This window comes from Streptosporangium sp. G11, assembly GCF_051192615.1.
In the GTDB taxonomy this organism is placed as follows: Bacteria; Actinomycetota; Actinomycetes; order Streptosporangiales; family Streptosporangiaceae; genus Streptosporangium.
Genome location: NZ_JBPJUQ010000080.1, coordinates 1 through 16523, shown reverse-complemented (window position 1 = coordinate 16523; position 16523 = coordinate 1). Strand labels below are relative to the sequence as shown.

Here is a 16523-nt window from a genome sequence, read left to right as displayed (position 1 = left end):
TTACGCCGCAGGGCCCCTGGCCTGCCGCCGGCCGGGAGAGTACGTCGACGATCTCCACAGATTCAAGTTCGGCGACAAGATCTCCTCGGTGGCCGGGGCCTGGCCGCAGAACAGCGGATGCGCCGGCTACCGGACCTTCTACCCCTGGCCCCGCCCTGATCCGTCACGAGTGACAAAGATCGCCCGGCGTCGGCGCGTGTCCGGCAGGCCGGCATCCCGGGCGAAGAGGCCGTCCCGGCAGGCCCGCCGGTCCGGGCATCCGCTACTCGGCCTTGGGGCAGGCCCATTACGATACGCCTGTGTTCATCGTGGCGCCGGTATGGGCGCTCGCCAGTGGCCGCTGGGAACCGGCCGGATGCGCCATCGGCTTTTCCGGCCCTCTGCTCGGGCCCGTCCGGTGACGATCCACATTCGGGTGCTCGGCTCGTTTCACGCCGAGGTGAACGGCGCGCCCGTTCCCCTCAGCGCACGGCTCCCGCGCGCCGTCCTGTGCCGGCTCATCCTCGCCAGGGGCGATGTCGTCTCCGTCGACCGGCTCATCGACGACCTGTGGCGCAGCGCTCCTCCCTCCCAGGCCATCGCGTCACTCCAGTCGTACATGGCGAACCTGCGCCGGGCCATCGAGCCCGACCGGCCGCCGCGTGCCCCGGCTCGCGTGCTGATCAGCGCCGCCCCGGGGTACGCGGCCCGCCTGCAGGACGACGCGGTGGACGCCTGGCTCTTCGAACGGCTCGTCCGCGAGGCGCGGGAGCGCAGCGGCGACGACCCCGCGCACGCGCGCACGCTTCTCACGGACGCGTTGGCGCTGTGGCGCGGAGAGGCGTTCGCGGAGGTCGCGGACGAGCCATGGGCCGTCTCCGAGGTGGCCCGGCTGGAGGAGCTCAGACAGAGCGCCCGTGAGCTCTGCGTGGCGATGACGCTCCAGTCGGCGCCGGCCGCCGACGCGGTTCCCGCGGCCGAGATGCTCACCCGCCGGCAGCCGCTGCGCGAAGAGGGCTGGAGGCTGCTCGCGCTGGCGTTGTGGGGCAGCGATCGCCAGGCCGACGCGCTCCAGGCGCTGCGCAGGGTCCGTACGACGCTTGTCCGCGAGATCGGCCTCGATCCCGGCTCCGCGCTCGTCGAGCTGGAGAACGCCATCCTCAACCAGCGCACGGACTTGCTTCACGCCTCCATCGCACGGCACCGTCCTCGCACGGTCACCTCACCCGCGCCCGGCGCGCAGGCGGGGCCCGCGCGGCCGGGGGCCACCGCCGCGGACACCCCCCCTGGGACCGGGCCGAACGCACCGCTGTTCGTGGGACGGACGGCCGAGCTGGCCGCGCTCACACGGACGGCGGACGAGGTGCTCGCCGGAGCCCGCGGGATCGTTCTGGTGACCGGAGAGCCGGGGGCGGGAAAGTCCGCGCTCCTCGGGCGCCTGCGCGAGAGCCTGGATCCGTCGCAGTGGCTGGTGAGCGTGGGACGCTGCCCGGAGACGGAGGGCGCACCCCCGGCATGGGCGTGGCTTGAGGCCCTGCGGCCGCTGGCGAGCCGTTTCCCGCCGGGTGAGCACGAGAAGACGCTCGCCCCCCTCCTTGGCGAGGCGCCCTTGATCGAGGATGACGCCTCGGCCGGGCGCTTCCGGCTCCATCGCGGGGTGTGCGCCTGGCTCCGCTCCATCACCGACGGCCCATCGCGCCACGCGCTGGCGATCGTCCTGGACGATCTCCACAAGGCGGACACGGAGACCATCGCCCTGCTCCGGGCCATCGTCGAGCAGATGGGTGACGCCCGCATCCTGCTGATCGCCGCCTTCCGGTCCCTGGAGATCACCGAAGCCCAGGAGGAGGTCCTCGCGGTGATCGCCCGGCACGCTCCGGCACGGCTGCACCTGGACGGACTGCCCGCCGGCGACGTCGAGCGGCTGGTGAGGTCGGTCTGTGGCGAGCCCGTGGCTCCCCAGACACTCGCGTCGCTGGTCGAGCGCACCGGCGGAAACCCGTTCTACGTCTGGGAGAGCGCCCGGCTGCTGGCCAGCGAGGGAAAGCTCTCGGTGGTACCCGACGGCGTGCGGGACGTGCTGCGTCGCCGCCTGGCACGGCTTCCGGCGGCGGCGGTCGGCGTACTCCGCCTGGCCGCGGTGGTCGGCCGGGAAGCGGAGGTGGAGGTCCTGGTCAACGCCGCGGACAGCGACGAGGACGCGGTCCTCGACGCGCTGGAGGCCGGCGTGTTCTCCGGACTGCTGATCGAGCCGTCGCCCGGCCGGGTCAGGTTCATGCACACTCTCGTACGCGAGACCCTCTACCAGGATCTCTCCCAGCTACGGCGGACGCGCATGCACGCACGGGTCGCCGACGCGTTGCGGACGCTGCGCCCCGACGACCTGACCGCGCTCGCGCACCACCACGCCGTGGCGGCGACATCGGCCACGGCCGCGCTGGCCGTGGACTACTCGGTCAGATCCGCGGAGGTCGCCACCCGCCGATACGCCCACGACACCGCCGCCGAGTTGCTCACCCAGGCACTGGACTGCTTCGACCGGGCCGCCGGGCAGGGCGACCGCGACATCCGGCGCGTCGAGTTGCTGGGAAAACTCGTCAGGGCGCAGGTACGCGCCGGAGCCGTCGTCGCGGCCCGCGACACGCGCGCGCGGGCCATCCGGATCGCCGAGGAGTCCGGCCGAGACGAATTGCTGGCGGCCGCCTTCACCTCGTGGACCGAGGCGACGCCGTGGCAGATCCGTCCCTACGGTGTGGTGGACGCGCACGCGGTCGATCTGCTCACGCGGCTGCTGCGCCGTACCGACCTTGATCCGGCCACTCGGTGCCGCCTCCTCGAAGCGCTCGCCGGCGAGCTCAACGGCGAGGGGGACCCCCGCAGCGCCGCCGCGGCGCGGGAGGCTGCCAGGCTGGCCGAGGACCTCGACGAGCCGACGTTGACAGCGATGGCGCTCACCCTCCTGATCAAGGAGGCCGACTACGAACGCGAGGCGGACGTGCGCGCCCCCCTCGCCGAGAGACTGGCCGCCGTGGCCGCGGAGCACGACCTCGTCACCCACCGGTGGTTCGCCGAATTCACCGCCGCCACAACCGCCGCGGCCTTCGGCGACAAGAAGGCGCTGCGGGACCGGGTGGAACGCGGCATGGAAATCGCGCGGACGTACAACATGCCGGAGGCACTGGTCGTCGGAACATGCGCGCACGCGATGCTCGCCCATATCGCCGGACGCCTGGACGAGGCCGAACGGCTCTACGATGACGCCTACCAGCAAATGGTCCGGAACGGATCGATCCACGCCCGCCTGGTCCACGGGCTCGCGCTGACCACGATCCGAATCGGTCAGGGCCGCATCGGCGAGCACGAGCCGATGCTGCGCGAACTCCACGAGACCACGGGCCCCCTCGTCGCCGACGCGCTGGCCCTCGCCCTGGCCGCCACCGGGCGGCTCGAAGAGGCCAGAGAACTCCGCGCCGGCCTGCCGCCGCTGCGCCGGGACTTCTACCACTCCGTGCTGGCCACCCTGCGGGCCATGGCCGTGGTCGCGCTGGAAGACCGTCACGAGGCCCGGGAGTTGATGGAGACCCTCCTCCCGCTCCGCGACGTACTGCCCGGAGCCTCGTCGAACTCCCTGGTGGCACGCCCGATGGCGCACACCCTCGGAGAACTCGCACTCCTGCTCGGCCGTGACGAGGAGGCGGCCGAGCACCTCACGCACGCGATGAAGGTCGCACGCCGCTGGGAATCCCCGCTGTGGGAACGCCAGGCCCTCGAAAGGCTCCACACGATGGGCCGAGGACGCGCCGACCTCGCCGAACCCTGATCCGGGACCGGCCCGGCCACCTTTGAGCGAGGCCGGCCCTCCCTGCCAGTCGGTCACAGGCGGTTCCCAAGTGCCGGCGCACAAGGTGGGCGGCGTGACCCGTACGCGGAAGACCACGACACGACGCCCCCGGAAGGCCACGGCCGGCCGTTCGCCGATGAGGACCGCGAGCCGCGAGCCGGCGCCCGCCACGCCGCCGGAGCGCCTCACCATCGGCAAGGCCGTCAGGAGGGCGCTGTCCCTGATCACCATGACGGCCCTGTTCGCCGCGCTGGTGGGCTTGTTCGTCATCGTCGTCACGCAGTCCACCCAGAGCCTGGACGTGGCGCTCGACGACGACACGGGAGCGTCCGGAACCGCGACGGTCGTGTCCTGCGAGTCTCACACCACGGGGAGCGGGCGGTCGAGGCGCACGCGTCATGACTGCGAGGCGCGCTTCGTGTTCGATGACCCGTCGAAGGAACCGATCGTCATCGACACCATCCCGGAGGTGGAGGTGGGCGAGATCTTCCCCGCCGCGCTGACCCCCGAGGGGGACCGGGTACTGCCCACCGGGGCACGCGGCGTGTGGTGGGCGCTCCTGGTGCCCGCCGGCATCGCGTTCGGGCTGGCCGCCGTGGTGTTCCTCGGCGCTCTCATGACGGGTTCCCGGAAATTGATCATCTGGACAGGCGCGCTGGGGCTTCCCTTCCTCATCGTGCTGATCATCGCCGTCGTCGCCGGAACGTGAGCGCGGGCCGTCCACTGCCGGGAGTTTCCCGAACCGGCCCTCCCCCGGGTCCGGGTCGCCAGCCGCGAAGCAGGGCGTTCACACAGATCGGAGCCGCCTCGAAACCATCGCTCAGAACATTCCGGTCGTGAGAGGAGTCCCGCGAACGGTGACCCGGGAGACGCCTCGTCGAACGACGCCGGCGCCGCCCTCGCACGACGGGGAACGACCCGGCCGGCCGCTCCCCCGTACAGCGGCCAAGCGGCGGCCAAGAGCGGCACAAGCACCCGTCCGCAGGGTGAGAGGAGTCAACGGGGAGCTCCGCGGACACGCCCGCGGAGCCGATGAAAGGAAAACTCGTGCGAAAGAGCTTCATGTCCGTGGTCGCCGGTGCCACGATGGTCGCCGCCTCACTGGGCCTGTGGGGAGCCGCCTCCCCAGCCCTTGCGGAGGAGAGAGGACTGCGCCTCTACATCGGCAGCGAGTTCGAGAGCGTCAACGAGATCTGGGGCAGCTCGGTGGCGAACCTCGGCTCGTACGACTGGAATGACCGGGCCAGTTCGGTGAGGAACAGCGACGACGTCGCCTGGGTCCTGTACGACGACAGCGGGTTCTCCGACCGGCGTTTCTGCCTGCGCGCGGGGGAAAGCGTGCGCAGGCTCGGGGCCGACCCGTACAAGTTCAACGACAAGACCAGCGCGATCAAGCGCCTGACCACCAACAGTTGCGCCGGCTACCCGGCCTTCTACACCAACGGCTGACCCCTCGGCCCTGACGCGACGGCGCGGCCGCGGTATCCAGCCGCGGCCGCACCGTCGTGCCGGTCTCCGCGACCCGCGCGTCGCGATCCGGAGCCTTCCGGAACGTGATCGTCGACCGGCCTGGCGCCTTTACAATGTAGATCAAAATCAATCCACCGGAGACGGCCGAGGTGGGTTCAGAGGGCTTCGCGGACGCGGCGGGCGTAGGACTCGGCCTCGGCGGGGTCGTCGTACTTCGTCCGGGGCCAGAAGAAGCCGCGCAGGCCGTCCTTGCGGTTGCGGGGAACGACGTGGGCGTGAAGGTGCGGGACGCTCTGGCTGATCCGGTTGTTCATCGCGACGAACGTGCCGGCCGCCTCCAGGCCCCGCTCGACGGCGGCGGAGAGGGCGCGGACGCGCTCGAAGAACGGGCCGACCATCGGTTCCGGCAGGTCAGCCAGCGTCTCGACGTGGGTCAGCGGGACCACGAGGACGTGGCCCTTGAAGACCGGTCGCGTGTCCAGGAAGGCGGCGGCCACGCCGTCGGAGAGGACGACGTGGGCCGGTCGCTCCCCGGCCGCGATGGCACAGAACAGACAGCCCTCACCTGGCACCACTTCGGAAACCGGCATCACGTCAGGATAGGAGACGCCGGACGCCCCGTACGACCCCCTCGGCGCGCCGGGTGGCCGCACAGTGCCGGATGGCCGCACGGCGCCGGATGGCCGCACGGCGCCGGATGGCCGCACGGCGCCGGATGGCCGCACAAACCCCCTCGGTGCGTCGGTGGCCCGCACGCCCCCGGTGCGCCGGGCGGCCCGTACGACCTCCTCAGTGCGATCACCGGAGCGGGGCCGCCTCACCGGCCGACGCCACCACCCGACGTCACCAGCCGACCTTGGCCGTCCCCGAGATGAGGGACCTCGCGATGACCATCCGCTGGATGTCGTTGGTGCCCTCGCCGATGGCCATCAGGGGCGCGTCGCGGTAGAGGCGCTCGAGGACGAACTCCTGCGAGTAGCCGTAGCCGCCGTGGATCCGCATCGCCTCCGTGGTGGCGCGCAGCGCGACCTCCGAGGCGAAGTACTTGGCCATCGCGGCCTCGGAGTTCACCGCGCCGCTCTCGGAGCGGACCGCCGCCCAGTAGGTCAGCAGCCGGGCCGCCTGGATGTCGGTGGCCATGTCGGCGAGCTTGAGCTGGATGGCCTGGAAATCCGCGATGGGCTGCCCGAAGGCGTGACGCTCGCGCGAGTAGCTCAGCGCGGCGTCGTAGGCGCACTGGGACAGCCCGACCGCGCGGGCGGCGATGTTGACCCGGCCGAGCTCCAGGGCCGACAGGGCCTGCTGCATGCCCCGCCCCTCGGCCCCGCCGAGCAGCGCGGACACCGGTACGCGCACGTCCTGCAGCACGATCTCGCAGGTCTCGGTGCCCTTGTAGCCGAGCTTGGGCAGGTCGCGGCTGACGGTGTACCCGGGGGTTCCCGCCTCGACGAGGATGAGGGACATCCCGCGGTGCGCGGGGTCGGTGACGGAGGTCTTGACCAGGACGGGCATCGGATCGGCGTGCCGGGCGTTGGTGATCCAGGTCTTGGTGCCGTTGATCACGTAGTGGTCGCCGTCGCGGACGGCCCGCGTCTGGATGCCCTGCAGGTCGGTGCCCGCCGCGGGCTCGGTCAGCGCGATGCCGGTACGGCGGGCGCCGGTGGCCAGGTCCGGCAGGTAGGCGTCCTTCTGCTCCTCGGTGCCGTACCTGGCGATCATCCAGGCGGCCAGGGAGTGCGAGCCGAGCACCCCTGCCACGCCCATCCACCCGCGCGCGATCTCCTCGAAGACCAGGGCGAACGACACCCGGTCCAGGGCCAGCCCGCCGTACTCCTCGGGGATCGTGATCCCGAACAGCCCCATCTCCTTGAAGCCCTCGACGATCTCCGTGGGATAGCGGCCGTCCCGCTCCCACTCGGAGGCGACCGGAACGATCTCCTTGTCGACGAACTCCCGCAGGGTCCGGCGGAACAGCTGTTGCTCCTCGTTGAGCTCGAAGTCCATCACGAGGTCCTTTCCGCGAAGTGGCCGTCAGGGGGTGAGCGGGCCGGTCTTGGCCCGCGGGAAGTAGTTCTTGTCCTGCGGCGCGTCCCGGCGGTAGACCATCACCGCGCGGCGCCAGGACATGACCTCGTCACCGTCCTGGTTGAGGCCGCGGGTCTTGCACGTGACGATCCCGGCATAGGGTCGCGACCGCGACTCCCGCTTCTCCAGCACGATCGACTCCGCGTACAGGGTGTCGCCCAGGAAGACCGGGTGGGTCAGCTTGATCTCGTCCCAGCCGAGGTTCATCAGGGCGGTCTGGCTGACGTCGATCACCGAGATGCCGAGCACGATCGCCACGGACAGCCCGGAGTTGACGATGATCTTCCCGACCGGGGCGCGCTCGGCGAAGTGGGCGTTGAAGTGGTTCTGGTTGGTGTTCATCGTCAGCAGGGTGAACCAGGTGTTGTCGGCCTCGCTGATCGTGCGGCCGAGCGGATGCTGGTAAACGTCGCCGACGACGAAGTCCTCGTAGTACCGGCCGAGGCCGGGTTCGTGCACGGTCAACGCTCTCTCCCCTGGGCTGCGGGACCTCGACGCTAATCGTCTGACGTTTCAGGGGTCAATGGCCCGCTCGCGCGGTCTCGATCAAGTGCCGGCCGGGTGGCGGGGGTGGCGCCTCGCGGACCGTGCCCGGCGCGCGGGCCGAGAACGACGACCGGCCCCCCGGTCGGAACCCTCCGGAGATGACGCGACGGCGGCGAGTGCCCGGCGATCGCGGGGTGGGGCCGCCGTCAGGGCAGGCGCCCGCGGAGGAACGCCGCCGCGACCTCCACCACCCGCCGGGCCTGGAAGCTCATGGCCTCCAGCTGCACGTCGCCGGGCGGGATCGTGCCGTTGTCGGAGGTGTGGCTGGCGCCGTACGGGTTGCCGGCCTGGTACTGGACAGGGTTCGCGTATCCGGGCGGCACGATGATCGCGCCCCAGTGGTAGAAGGCGTTGTTCATCGCGAGGATCGTGCTCTCCTGCCCGCCGTGGGCCGTCGAGCTGGCGGTGAACGATGAAACGATCTTGTTGACCAGCAGGTCCTGAACCCACAGCCGGCCCGTGCTGTCGATGAACCGCTTCATCTGGGCGGTGGGGTTGCCGTAGCGGGTGGGCGTGCCGAACAGGAGCACGTGGGCCCACTTCAGGTCCTCCAGCGAGGCCTCCAGGACGTACTGGGTGGCGGCGGCGTGGGCGGCCCAGCCCTCGTTGGCCGCGATCTCCTCGGCCGACGCGAGTTCCCTGACCTTGCGCAGGCGGACCTCGGCACCGGCCTTCTCCGCGGCGCAGGCGGCGGCCTTGGCCAGCGCGAAGACCGTACCCGTGGCCGAGTAGTAGATGACGGCGGCGTTGACGACCGGTTCGGCCACCACCTCTTCGGTCATTGCCCCACATCCCTTCGGGCGCCCTTCCGGGATCGTCCTGCGAAACGTGCCCGACGATCCCCAGAAGAACCCATCTCGACCTGCAAAGACTCCTTGACTCGGGCGATCACGGAATGCGCGGCGGCCTCCGCGCGCCGGACCGGGCGGGGCTAGCATTCACGCTGATCGAGATGCCGAGATGCCGAGATCGCGAGGAGAGGCCCCGTGGAGCAGACCGCCTATGACGAGTGGCGCGCGAGTGCCATCGATCCCACCTTCAGCGAGTGGATGCGCTCGATGAGCGAGCCGGAGTGGACGGCGGTGGTGAACCACCCGTTCGCGGCCTCGATCACCCGGGGTGACGTCCCCGACGACGACATGCGCCGCTACCTGATCCAGGACTTCCAGTTCGTCGACTCCTTCACCGCCCTGCTCGGGGCGGCCGTGGCCTGCGCGGACAGCTTCGAGTCGCGGGTTCCGTTCGGCCAGTTCCTGGGCGAGATCGCCACCACCGAGGAGGTGACGTACTTCCACCGGGCCCTGGCCGCCCTCGGCGCCGCCCCCGCCGACCTGACCTCCCCCGAGCTGGAGCCGGTGACGGAGGACTTCCGCGCCCTGATGGACGAGGCCAGGACCAGCCAGGACTACCCGCTCGTCCTGGCCGTGCTGTGCGTGGCCGAATGGACCTATCTGGGCTGGGCCGGCCGGGCCGAGGAGCCGCTTCCCGACAACTTCGTGCACCGCGAGTGGATCGAGCTGCACGAGGGCCCGGCCTTCCGCGCCTGGGTGCACTTCCTGCGCGACGAGCTGGACCGGCTGGGCCCCGAGCTGGACGAGAAGGGGCGGCTGCGCGTGCTCGACTTCTTCCGCCGGGCCGTAGGGCTGGAGCTGCGCTTCTTCGACATGGCCGCCGGTTCCTGAGCTCCCGCGCCGAGAACGCCGGACGATCGCCCGCCCCCGCCCGTGAGAGAGGGACGCCTCAGTCCCGATCCCGCCCGGGGGCGGGAGCGGGGGTGAAGTCGGCGGCCTGATCGGGCCGGTAGACGCCCGCCGGGTCCACCTGGGTGGCGTGGACCTCCTCGTCCGGGGCGTACAGGCGGATCTGGACGCCGTCGGGATCGACGAAGCCCAGCGCGTGGCCCGCGGAGGCCCTGATGATCGGGCTGTGCGGGACGCCGAGACCGTCGAGACGGGCGACCCACTCGCCGAGCCCCTCAAGGGTGACCTGGAGCGCGAAGGGGTCGGCGTCGAAGAGCGCCCTGGCCAGGCCGGGGTTCTCGCGCAGCGCGATCTGGAAGGCCGCGCCGGGAACCGCGAAGCTCATTCCCCTGATCACGCCGTCCTCGTCCTGGAAGCTGGTGCGGTGCTCCAGCCCCAGAACCCGTTCGTACCAGGAGCGGCTCCGCTCCAGGTCGCTCACCCAGATCTTGAGGTGGTGCACACCGGTCAGTACGGCGTTCAACTCGTCTCCTCAGGGGGCCTGCGTCGTCGTGACGGTCGTGGTGAAACGGTGGTTGCAGAATCGCTCGCGGGCCTCCGCTCGGCTGAAGCGGCGCCCCGACTCCCCGCGGTCAAGCCCCTCGAAGCTGTCGAAGCCGAGTTTGGCCGCGGCCTCGGCTCCGGTGCCGGGCGCGAGGCGGGCCGTGAAGACGATCCGCCCCCGGTGCGGAACGTGGCTTCCGGCGGCGCACCAGACGCCGTCGGAGTGCTTGCGGCAGCGCAGGACGGCGAGCCGCCCGCCGGTGGCGTCGAGCATCACCGCCTCGGCGGGGCCCCGCGCGCCCTTGGGGAAGCGGCCCCCCACCCAGAAGGTGCCCCAGTAGGGGGCGAAGGAGGGGGTCCATTTCATGGAGTAGTCGAGGGTGTAGGAGACCCGGCCGGCCGCATCCGGGCGGGGCACGGCCCCGGCCGCCAGCTCGATGCCGATCAGCGGCTCGCCCTGGCACTTCCTGGCGGCGGTGACGCAGCTGGCCTGGGCCTGAGGCAGCGGCGACAGGGCTGCCGCGATGAGGACAAGGCCTGCGGCGATCCCGAGAGCACGGCGCATGAGACCTCCTGAGTGTCCTGCCCCGAGAATCGTGTCCTGTCCGAGAACGCTACATGCGCCCGGCCCTCCGCGTGCCTGAGATCAGGATAGTTCGGCCTTATGGCCCGGAAAGGGGCCCTGAGGAGGACCTGACGGGGCATCGGGTGAGGGAGGGCCCGGGTGGGCGGAGAGGAGGGGGTCCGCCGCCCACCCGGAAACGGTCAGATTACCCCGACAGACATGAGTTTGGCTCGCCTGAGCGCGCGGGTATCGGCAAGATCTCCGGGACACGGTGGCCGCGCCGCCCCCCGGCGAGCCGGGGAGGGCGTCCATCGGGAGCGGAGGACGACGTCCGGCAAGAGCGGGGCGACCATCCGACCGGGAGCGGAGGCGGTGTCCGGCCCGGAAGCGGGACGGTACCCGGCCGGACGCGGGGCAGCGCCCGGCCGAAAGCGGAACGGCGCCCGGCCGGAGGCGGGACGACCGTTCGCCCGGAGGCCGGTCAGCGTTCGCCGGGACCGGGAAGGGGGCCGCTCTCGTCCTCGGCCTCGTCCCTGGGCTCGGCGTACGGCTCGCTCTCCGGCGGGTGACCTCCGGCGATCCGGCGTTCCCGCATGAGTTCGGCGTCGAACTCCGCGCCCAGCAGGATGGCCATGTTGGACAGCCACAGCCAGACCAGGAACACCACGACGGCGCCAAGCGTGCCGTAGGTCTTGTCGTAGGAGCCGAAGTTGGCGACGTAGACCGCGAACCCGGCCGAGACGACGACCCAGAGCAGCACCGCCAGCAGCCCGCCTGGGCTGATCCAGCGGAATCCCGGCTGGCGGACGTTGGGCGCGGCCCAGTAGAGCAGCATCACCAGGCCCGTGGCGATCAGCACCAGGACCGGCCACTTGGCGTACCCCCAGACCGTGACCGCGGTCTGCCCGACTCCCAGGGCCTCGCCCGCCAGCTCGGCGAGCCTTCCCGTGAAGGTGACGGCCACCGCGGCGGTGGCCATCAGGACGACGAACACCAGTGTCAGCCCGATCCGCAGCGGGGTCAGCTTCCACAGGGGGCGCCCCTCCCGGATGTCGTAGATCGCGTTTCCGGCCCTGACGAAGGCCGCGATGTAGCCGGAGGCCGACCAGAGCGCCACCAGCAGACCGGCGATCGCCAGGAAACCCCTCGCGCTGCCGCTGCCGCGCACCTGGTCGACCTGGTCCTCCACCAGCTTCGTGACGTCTCCGGGGGCGAGCGCGGCGACCTGGGACAGGATCGTGGAGATCACGTCCTGGCCGACCAGCCCGAGCACGGACACCAGCACGATCAGGCCGGGGAAGATCGACAGCACCGCGTAGTAGGTGAGGGCCGCGGCCCAGTCGGGCAGGCCGTCCCGCTGGAACTCCAGGACGGTCCGCTTGAGGACCCCCCACCATGCCCCCCGGGGCAGTTGCGAGGGGGTGTCGGGGACAAGGGCGAGCCGCCCCCGCGAATCGTCGGGGGCGGCTCTGTCGGTGCTACCGGTCATCTACTTCTTCTTGCCACGCCGTAGGACGCGGAAGACGACCAGGATGAGCGCGGCGATCGCCGCGATCGTCACGACGGGGCGCTTGCCCGCCTCGGTCGTCACCCTGCCCGCCGCGTCCTTGATCTCGACGGGAGTCACTTCCTTGACCCGGCCGACGACCTCGGGGGCCGCCTCCTTCACGCGCCCGACCATCTCGGGAGCGGCCACCTTGACCCGCTCCACCATCTCGGTGGCCGTGGTGGCGGTCGCCGCCCCCACCTTGCGCAGGTCGTCGCCCACCTGAGCGGCGGTCTCCTGGAAACGGCCCTTGACGTCGGTCTTGTGCACCAGTGCCTCCACTGTGTCGCCCAGTTCGCGGCGGGCGTCCTCGATGTCCCGCCGCACGGTCTCCGTGTCGTTCCCGTCGTTTCCGACGGTCTTGCCGACCTCCGTCACGCCGCCACCGGTGTTACCGGTGTTGACGTACGGGGCGGTCGTCGCCGCGCCCTCCGGAAGCCGGGGCGTGCCGTCGCGCTCGGACTCCGGGACGCCGAGGTCCTCGCGGGGCGTACCCTCCGGCTGGTTCGGCGGAATGTTCAGCGATCCGCTCTCGTCCGGCGTTATGGGCTCGTCGACGCCCTTCCTGCGGGATCCGGTGGTTCCGGCCACGGCATGGGGCCGGTCAGGTCCCCCCGGGTCTGTCTCAGTCATCGGTGGGCCCTCTCTTTCACCGCGTCGATGTCGTCCTTGACGCTCTCGATGGTCCGTACGGGGGTCGGCGGGGCTGCCTCTGCGACCTGGCGCTTGCCGAAGAACCCGAGCGCGCCGGCCACGACCAGCAGCACTCCGCCCACGAGCGCGGCCGCCGCCCACGGGGGCATGACCTGCGCGAGCAGCAGGATCACCGCGGCGACCAGGGCACCGGCCCCGAACAGGGCCACGACCCCCGCGCCACCGAACAGCCCCGCGCCGATTCCGGCGTGCCTGCCCTTCTCCGTCAGTTCCGCCTTGGCCAGGCGCAGCTCGTCCCTGACGAGACGCGATACCTGCTCCGACATCTGCCGGATCAACTCGGACGTCGGCAGTGATTCCTTGGTGTTGGTCATGGACCGCCTCCTCCCCTACAGGAGAAGACGTCTACCCTCTCCTCCCCCGGCAAACATGGGCCTGTCTGCGATGATCACAGTGGGGCGCGGAGGCGACACCGTGGCGTACCGCACGGCAAACTACTCACCGGCCCGTGATCCACCCTCCTTCGGGCCGGAGCCGGAGGGCTCGCGACCGGCCGCGGCCGTTTCGCGGCGAGCCGTTCCCCGCCACCGTCCACCGACCACTCGCGAGGCGACCATGACGAACATCGTGCTGACCGGCGGCACCCGGGGCATCGGCCTCGGCATGGCCAGAGCGTTCCTGGAGCGCGGTCACCGCGTCGCGCTGTGCGGCGGCCGCGCCGGGTCGGTGGAGCGCGCCGAGGCCGAGCTGGCCGGGCGGGACGTCCTGGCGATGGTCGCCGACGTCGCCGACCGGAGTCAGGTCCAGGCCCTGTGGGACGCGGCGGCCGGGGGGTTCGGGCGGGTGGACCTGTGGATCAACAACGCGGGGGTCTCCCACCGCCGGGAGCCGCTGTGGAGGCTGCCGGAGGACGAGGCCCGGACGGTCGTCGGCGTGAACCTGGCCGGCGTGCTGAACGGCACGGCGGTGGCGGTGGCCGGGATGGCCGCCCAGGGGTCCGGGCACGTGTGGAACATGGAGGGGCTGGGCAGCGACGGTCGTACGGTCCCCGGGCTGGGCGTCTACGGCGCGACCAAGCGGGCGGTGACCTACCTGACGGGATCGGCGGCCGGGGAGATGCCTCCGGGCGTGTCGATCGGGCTGCTCAGCCCGGGGATGGTGGTGACCGACCTGCTCACCCACGACTACGATCCGCAGGAGTTGCGGAAGGCGAGGAGGATGTTCAACATCCTGGCCGACCGGGTGGAGACCGTCGCCCCCTGGCTGGCCGAGCGGGCCGTGTCCCAGGCCCGTAACGGCGCCCACGTCCGCTGGCTGACGACCGGCAAGGTCCTGCGCCGGTTCGCCGCGGCGCCGTTCACCCGGCGGGACGTGTTCGGCGAGACCTGAGCCCCCACGCCCAGTACGAAGGCGCAGCCCCCGCGCGTCCGGCGTGCCGGAAAGGTCGATCACTCTCGCGACCGGGATACGTCATGATCATAGGGAGGCCCGCGTGTCCGGTGGTGGAAAAGTAGAGGTACGGGCGAAGATGAGCCTCTTGGGATATTGCGTGACACGATGAGTGCGAGCAGGAAGGCGGCACGCTAGAGATGGCACAGATCGTCGGCGGCGGAAGCCCGGTCAACGACGCCGAGCGACGGGTCATCGCACACCTGCGAGACAACGCCCCGGACGACTGGCTGCTGCTGCACAACATCGAGGTGCCCCGCGGAGACGACACCTTCGAGGTGGACGTGATCGTCCTGACCGGCCACTCGCTCTGCGTCATCGACGTCAAGGGCACCCGCGGCCGGATCGAGGTCGCGGGGACCCGCTGGTTCCCGCTGCGGCGTGAGGCGTTCGGCTCCCCCGTCGCCAAGCTGCGCGGCAACGGGCGCGCTCTCAAGGGCCTGCTCACCCAGGAGCGCCGCGAGCTGGACCGCGTCTACGTCGACAGCCTCGTGGTGCTCACCGGGGCCGACGCCGAACTGGTCGACCCCGCCGGCCGCGACTCGCGGCACGTCACCGACCTCGCCGGGCTGATCGGCACGCTGAGCGACGTCTCCCGCGTCAGGCGCGGCCACACCACGGACACCGCGCCGTACGGCACCGCGATCATCGAGGCGCTCAACGGGAGCGTGCGGCGCTCCACGGCGCCGCCGCGCTTCGGCAGCTGGGAGGTGGAGGAGCAGCTGGGCGGCGACAACCGGGTCACCGAGTATCGCGCGATCAACGCGACGGTCCCGGGCAGCGAGACGGTCCTGCTGCGCGTCTACCGGGCCGACCCGCTGGCCGAGGAGGAACCGAGGGCGGCCGAACGACGGCTGATCACCAACGCCTACCAGGCCCTCACCAGGATTCCCCCGCACCCGTGCGTGGTGCGCGCCCGCGACTTCTTCGCCATCGACGACGAGAGCCGGTTCGTGCTGGTCCTCGACGACGTGCACGGCCAGGCGCTGCACCTGCACCTCACCGCCTCCCCGTCCACACTCTCCACCGCCGCCCGCCTGGACGTGGTGGAGGACATGCTGCTGGGCCTGGCCCATGTCCACGCCAACAACGTGATCCACCGGGCGCTCAGCCCCGCGTGCGTGCTGGTGACGGAGGAGGGCCGGGCCATGCTCACCGGGTTCGACTACGCCAAGCCGGGACCTCGCGCGCACACCGTGGCCAACGAGCTGCCCAACGTCCTCGACACCCACTACGCGGCCCCCGAGTGCCAGGCCATGCCCGAGCGGATGACGGCCGCCTCCGACGTGTACGCGGCCGGGGTGATCGCCTTCCAGCTGCTGACCGGGAAGCTTCCCCCGCCCACCCCCGACGCCGAACCCGCCTCCGGCGAGGCACCCGTGGAGGTCATGGACCTGCTGCGGCGCATGCGCGACCACGCGACGCACAAGCGTCCCGGTGCCGCCGAGGCCCTGGCCGACCTGCGACGGGCCCGGCGGCCCCGCCCGCCGCAGCCCGCTCCCCAGCCCGCCCCGCAGCACCTCGCCGTACCGGACCCCGCCGCGGCGACCCCCGCCGTAGCGGATCCCACCGCGGCGACCCCCGCCGCAGCGGATCCTCGCCCTCAGGATTCTCGCCCTCAGGATCCTCGGTCTCAGAATCTCCCGCCCCAGGATCTCCGGCCCCAGCACGTGGGCCACCCTCTGGACCCGGCCCCCCAGGGCCCCGCCCCCCAGGCCCCCGGCGCGGCGGGCGTCGCCCTGGCGAGCACCGGCGTGGCGGACACCGAACGGCCGGAGGACCGCGGGCCGGGAAGCCACCCGTCGGGCCCCCCTCCTCAGGCACCCGCGCGGTACGAGGACGCACCGGTACGGGAGCCGCTGCTCGGCAGGCTCAGGATGAGAATCCGGCGTATCACCGGAAAACAGCCGTGAAGGCGAATCGGCCGCGCGACGGAGTAAGGGTGTAACCCACGGAAGGGACACCCGGCACATGGCCGCTCCCCCTGACGCACCGGCGAGAATCGACGACGCCGAGCTGATAGAACGGTCCCGGCACCGCCCCGACCTGTTCGCGGTGCTCTACGACCGCTACCAGGATGCGGGCCAGTGCTCCGGCCTTCAGGCCGGGGGTGAGGGCCCGCGCGGGAAGGCTCCCTGGGGCCTG

The 16523-nt window shown here is 71.6% G+C and carries 15 protein-coding genes; 6 read left to right on the top strand and 9 right to left on the bottom strand.

Translation table 11 applies throughout. The features are described from left to right. Nucleotides 1–397: 397 nt before the first annotated feature. The 3 genes from ACSDR0_RS41310 to ACSDR0_RS41300 all read left to right on the top strand — a co-directional run bounded on the left by ACSDR0_RS41310 (nucleotide 398) and on the right by ACSDR0_RS41300 (nucleotide 5269). The gene (locus ACSDR0_RS41310) at nucleotides 398–3799 is read left to right on the top strand and encodes a BTAD domain-containing putative transcriptional regulator (RefSeq protein ID WP_435294416.1); all 3402 of its coding nucleotides are present in this window, start codon (nucleotides 398–400) and stop codon (nucleotides 3797–3799) included. A gap of 94 nt (nucleotides 3800–3893) precedes the next feature. Further along, nucleotides 3894–4529, top strand: coding sequence for a hypothetical protein (locus ACSDR0_RS41305; protein ID WP_435294415.1), 636 nt, complete (start codon nucleotides 3894–3896; stop codon nucleotides 4527–4529). A gap of 338 nt (nucleotides 4530–4867) precedes the next feature. Further along, nucleotides 4868–5269 (top strand): peptidase inhibitor family I36 protein, encoded by a 402-nt coding sequence (locus tag ACSDR0_RS41300; protein WP_435294414.1) that lies wholly within the window; start codon nucleotides 4868–4870, stop codon nucleotides 5267–5269. 176 nt (nucleotides 5270–5445) lie between these two features. Here ACSDR0_RS41300 and ACSDR0_RS41295 read toward each other — a convergent pair whose 3' ends face one another. The 4 genes from ACSDR0_RS41295 to wrbA form a co-directional block, all read right to left on the bottom strand. Beyond that, nucleotides 5446–5880 (bottom strand): HIT family protein, encoded by a 435-nt coding sequence (locus ACSDR0_RS41295; RefSeq protein WP_435294413.1) that lies wholly within the window; start codon nucleotides 5878–5880, stop codon nucleotides 5446–5448. Between the two features lie 253 nt (nucleotides 5881–6133). Then, nucleotides 6134–7294 carry an acyl-CoA dehydrogenase family protein gene (locus ACSDR0_RS41290; protein ID WP_435294412.1) on the bottom strand — a complete coding sequence of 387 codons (1161 nt, stop codon included), beginning with the start codon at nucleotides 7292–7294 and terminating at the stop codon, nucleotides 6134–6136. A gap of 27 nt (nucleotides 7295–7321) precedes the next feature. Continuing rightward, nucleotides 7322–7834, bottom strand: a complete 513-nt coding sequence (locus ACSDR0_RS41285; RefSeq protein ID WP_435294431.1) for a MaoC family dehydratase — start codon at nucleotides 7832–7834, stop codon at nucleotides 7322–7324. A gap of 233 nt (nucleotides 7835–8067) precedes the next feature. Further along, nucleotides 8068–8703 carry an NAD(P)H:quinone oxidoreductase gene (gene wrbA, locus ACSDR0_RS41280; RefSeq protein WP_435294411.1) on the bottom strand — a complete coding sequence of 212 codons (636 nt, stop codon included), beginning with the start codon at nucleotides 8701–8703 and terminating at the stop codon, nucleotides 8068–8070. Between the two features lie 204 nt (nucleotides 8704–8907). On the opposite strand from wrbA, the gene ACSDR0_RS41275 reads away from it, so the two are divergent. After that, the gene (locus ACSDR0_RS41275; protein ID WP_435294410.1) at nucleotides 8908–9603 is read left to right on the top strand and encodes a TenA family protein; all 696 of its coding nucleotides are present in this window, start codon (nucleotides 8908–8910) and stop codon (nucleotides 9601–9603) included. Between the two features lie 58 nt (nucleotides 9604–9661). Here ACSDR0_RS41275 and ACSDR0_RS41270 read toward each other — a convergent pair whose 3' ends face one another. The 5 genes from ACSDR0_RS41270 to ACSDR0_RS41250 all read right to left on the bottom strand — a co-directional run bounded on the left by ACSDR0_RS41270 (nucleotide 9662) and on the right by ACSDR0_RS41250 (nucleotide 13303). Beyond that, nucleotides 9662–10144 carry a VOC family protein gene (locus ACSDR0_RS41270; protein WP_435294409.1) on the bottom strand — a complete coding sequence of 161 codons (483 nt, stop codon included), beginning with the start codon at nucleotides 10142–10144 and terminating at the stop codon, nucleotides 9662–9664. A 9-nt stretch (nucleotides 10145–10153) separates the two neighbouring features. Continuing rightward, entirely contained in the window at nucleotides 10154–10729 is a 576-nt protein-coding gene (locus ACSDR0_RS41265; RefSeq protein WP_435294408.1) for a hypothetical protein, read from the bottom strand. A 481-nt stretch (nucleotides 10730–11210) separates the two neighbouring features. Next, nucleotides 11211–12218 (bottom strand): YihY/virulence factor BrkB family protein, encoded by a 1008-nt coding sequence (locus ACSDR0_RS41260; RefSeq protein WP_435294407.1) that lies wholly within the window; start codon nucleotides 12216–12218, stop codon nucleotides 11211–11213. After that, nucleotides 12219–12908 carry a DUF3618 domain-containing protein gene (locus ACSDR0_RS41255; protein ID WP_435294406.1) on the bottom strand — a complete coding sequence of 230 codons (690 nt, stop codon included), beginning with the start codon at nucleotides 12906–12908 and terminating at the stop codon, nucleotides 12219–12221. Continuing rightward, nucleotides 12905–13303, bottom strand: a complete 399-nt coding sequence (locus ACSDR0_RS41250; RefSeq protein WP_435294405.1) for a phage holin family protein — start codon at nucleotides 13301–13303, stop codon at nucleotides 12905–12907. Before ACSDR0_RS41250 ends, ACSDR0_RS41255 begins: the two co-directional genes overlap by 4 nt. A 241-nt stretch (nucleotides 13304–13544) precedes the next feature. Here ACSDR0_RS41250 and ACSDR0_RS41245 point away from each other — a divergent pair, with 241 nt between their 5' ends. Continuing rightward, nucleotides 13545–14318 (top strand): SDR family oxidoreductase, encoded by a 774-nt coding sequence (locus tag ACSDR0_RS41245; protein ID WP_435294404.1) that lies wholly within the window; start codon nucleotides 13545–13547, stop codon nucleotides 14316–14318. 200 nt (nucleotides 14319–14518) lie between these two features. Next, a complete protein-coding gene (mads6, locus tag ACSDR0_RS41240; protein ID WP_435294403.1) occupies nucleotides 14519–16291 on the top strand; it encodes a methylation-associated defense system protein kinase MAD6 in 1773 nt (590 codons plus the stop codon). Nucleotides 16292–16523 lie beyond the last annotated feature (232 nt).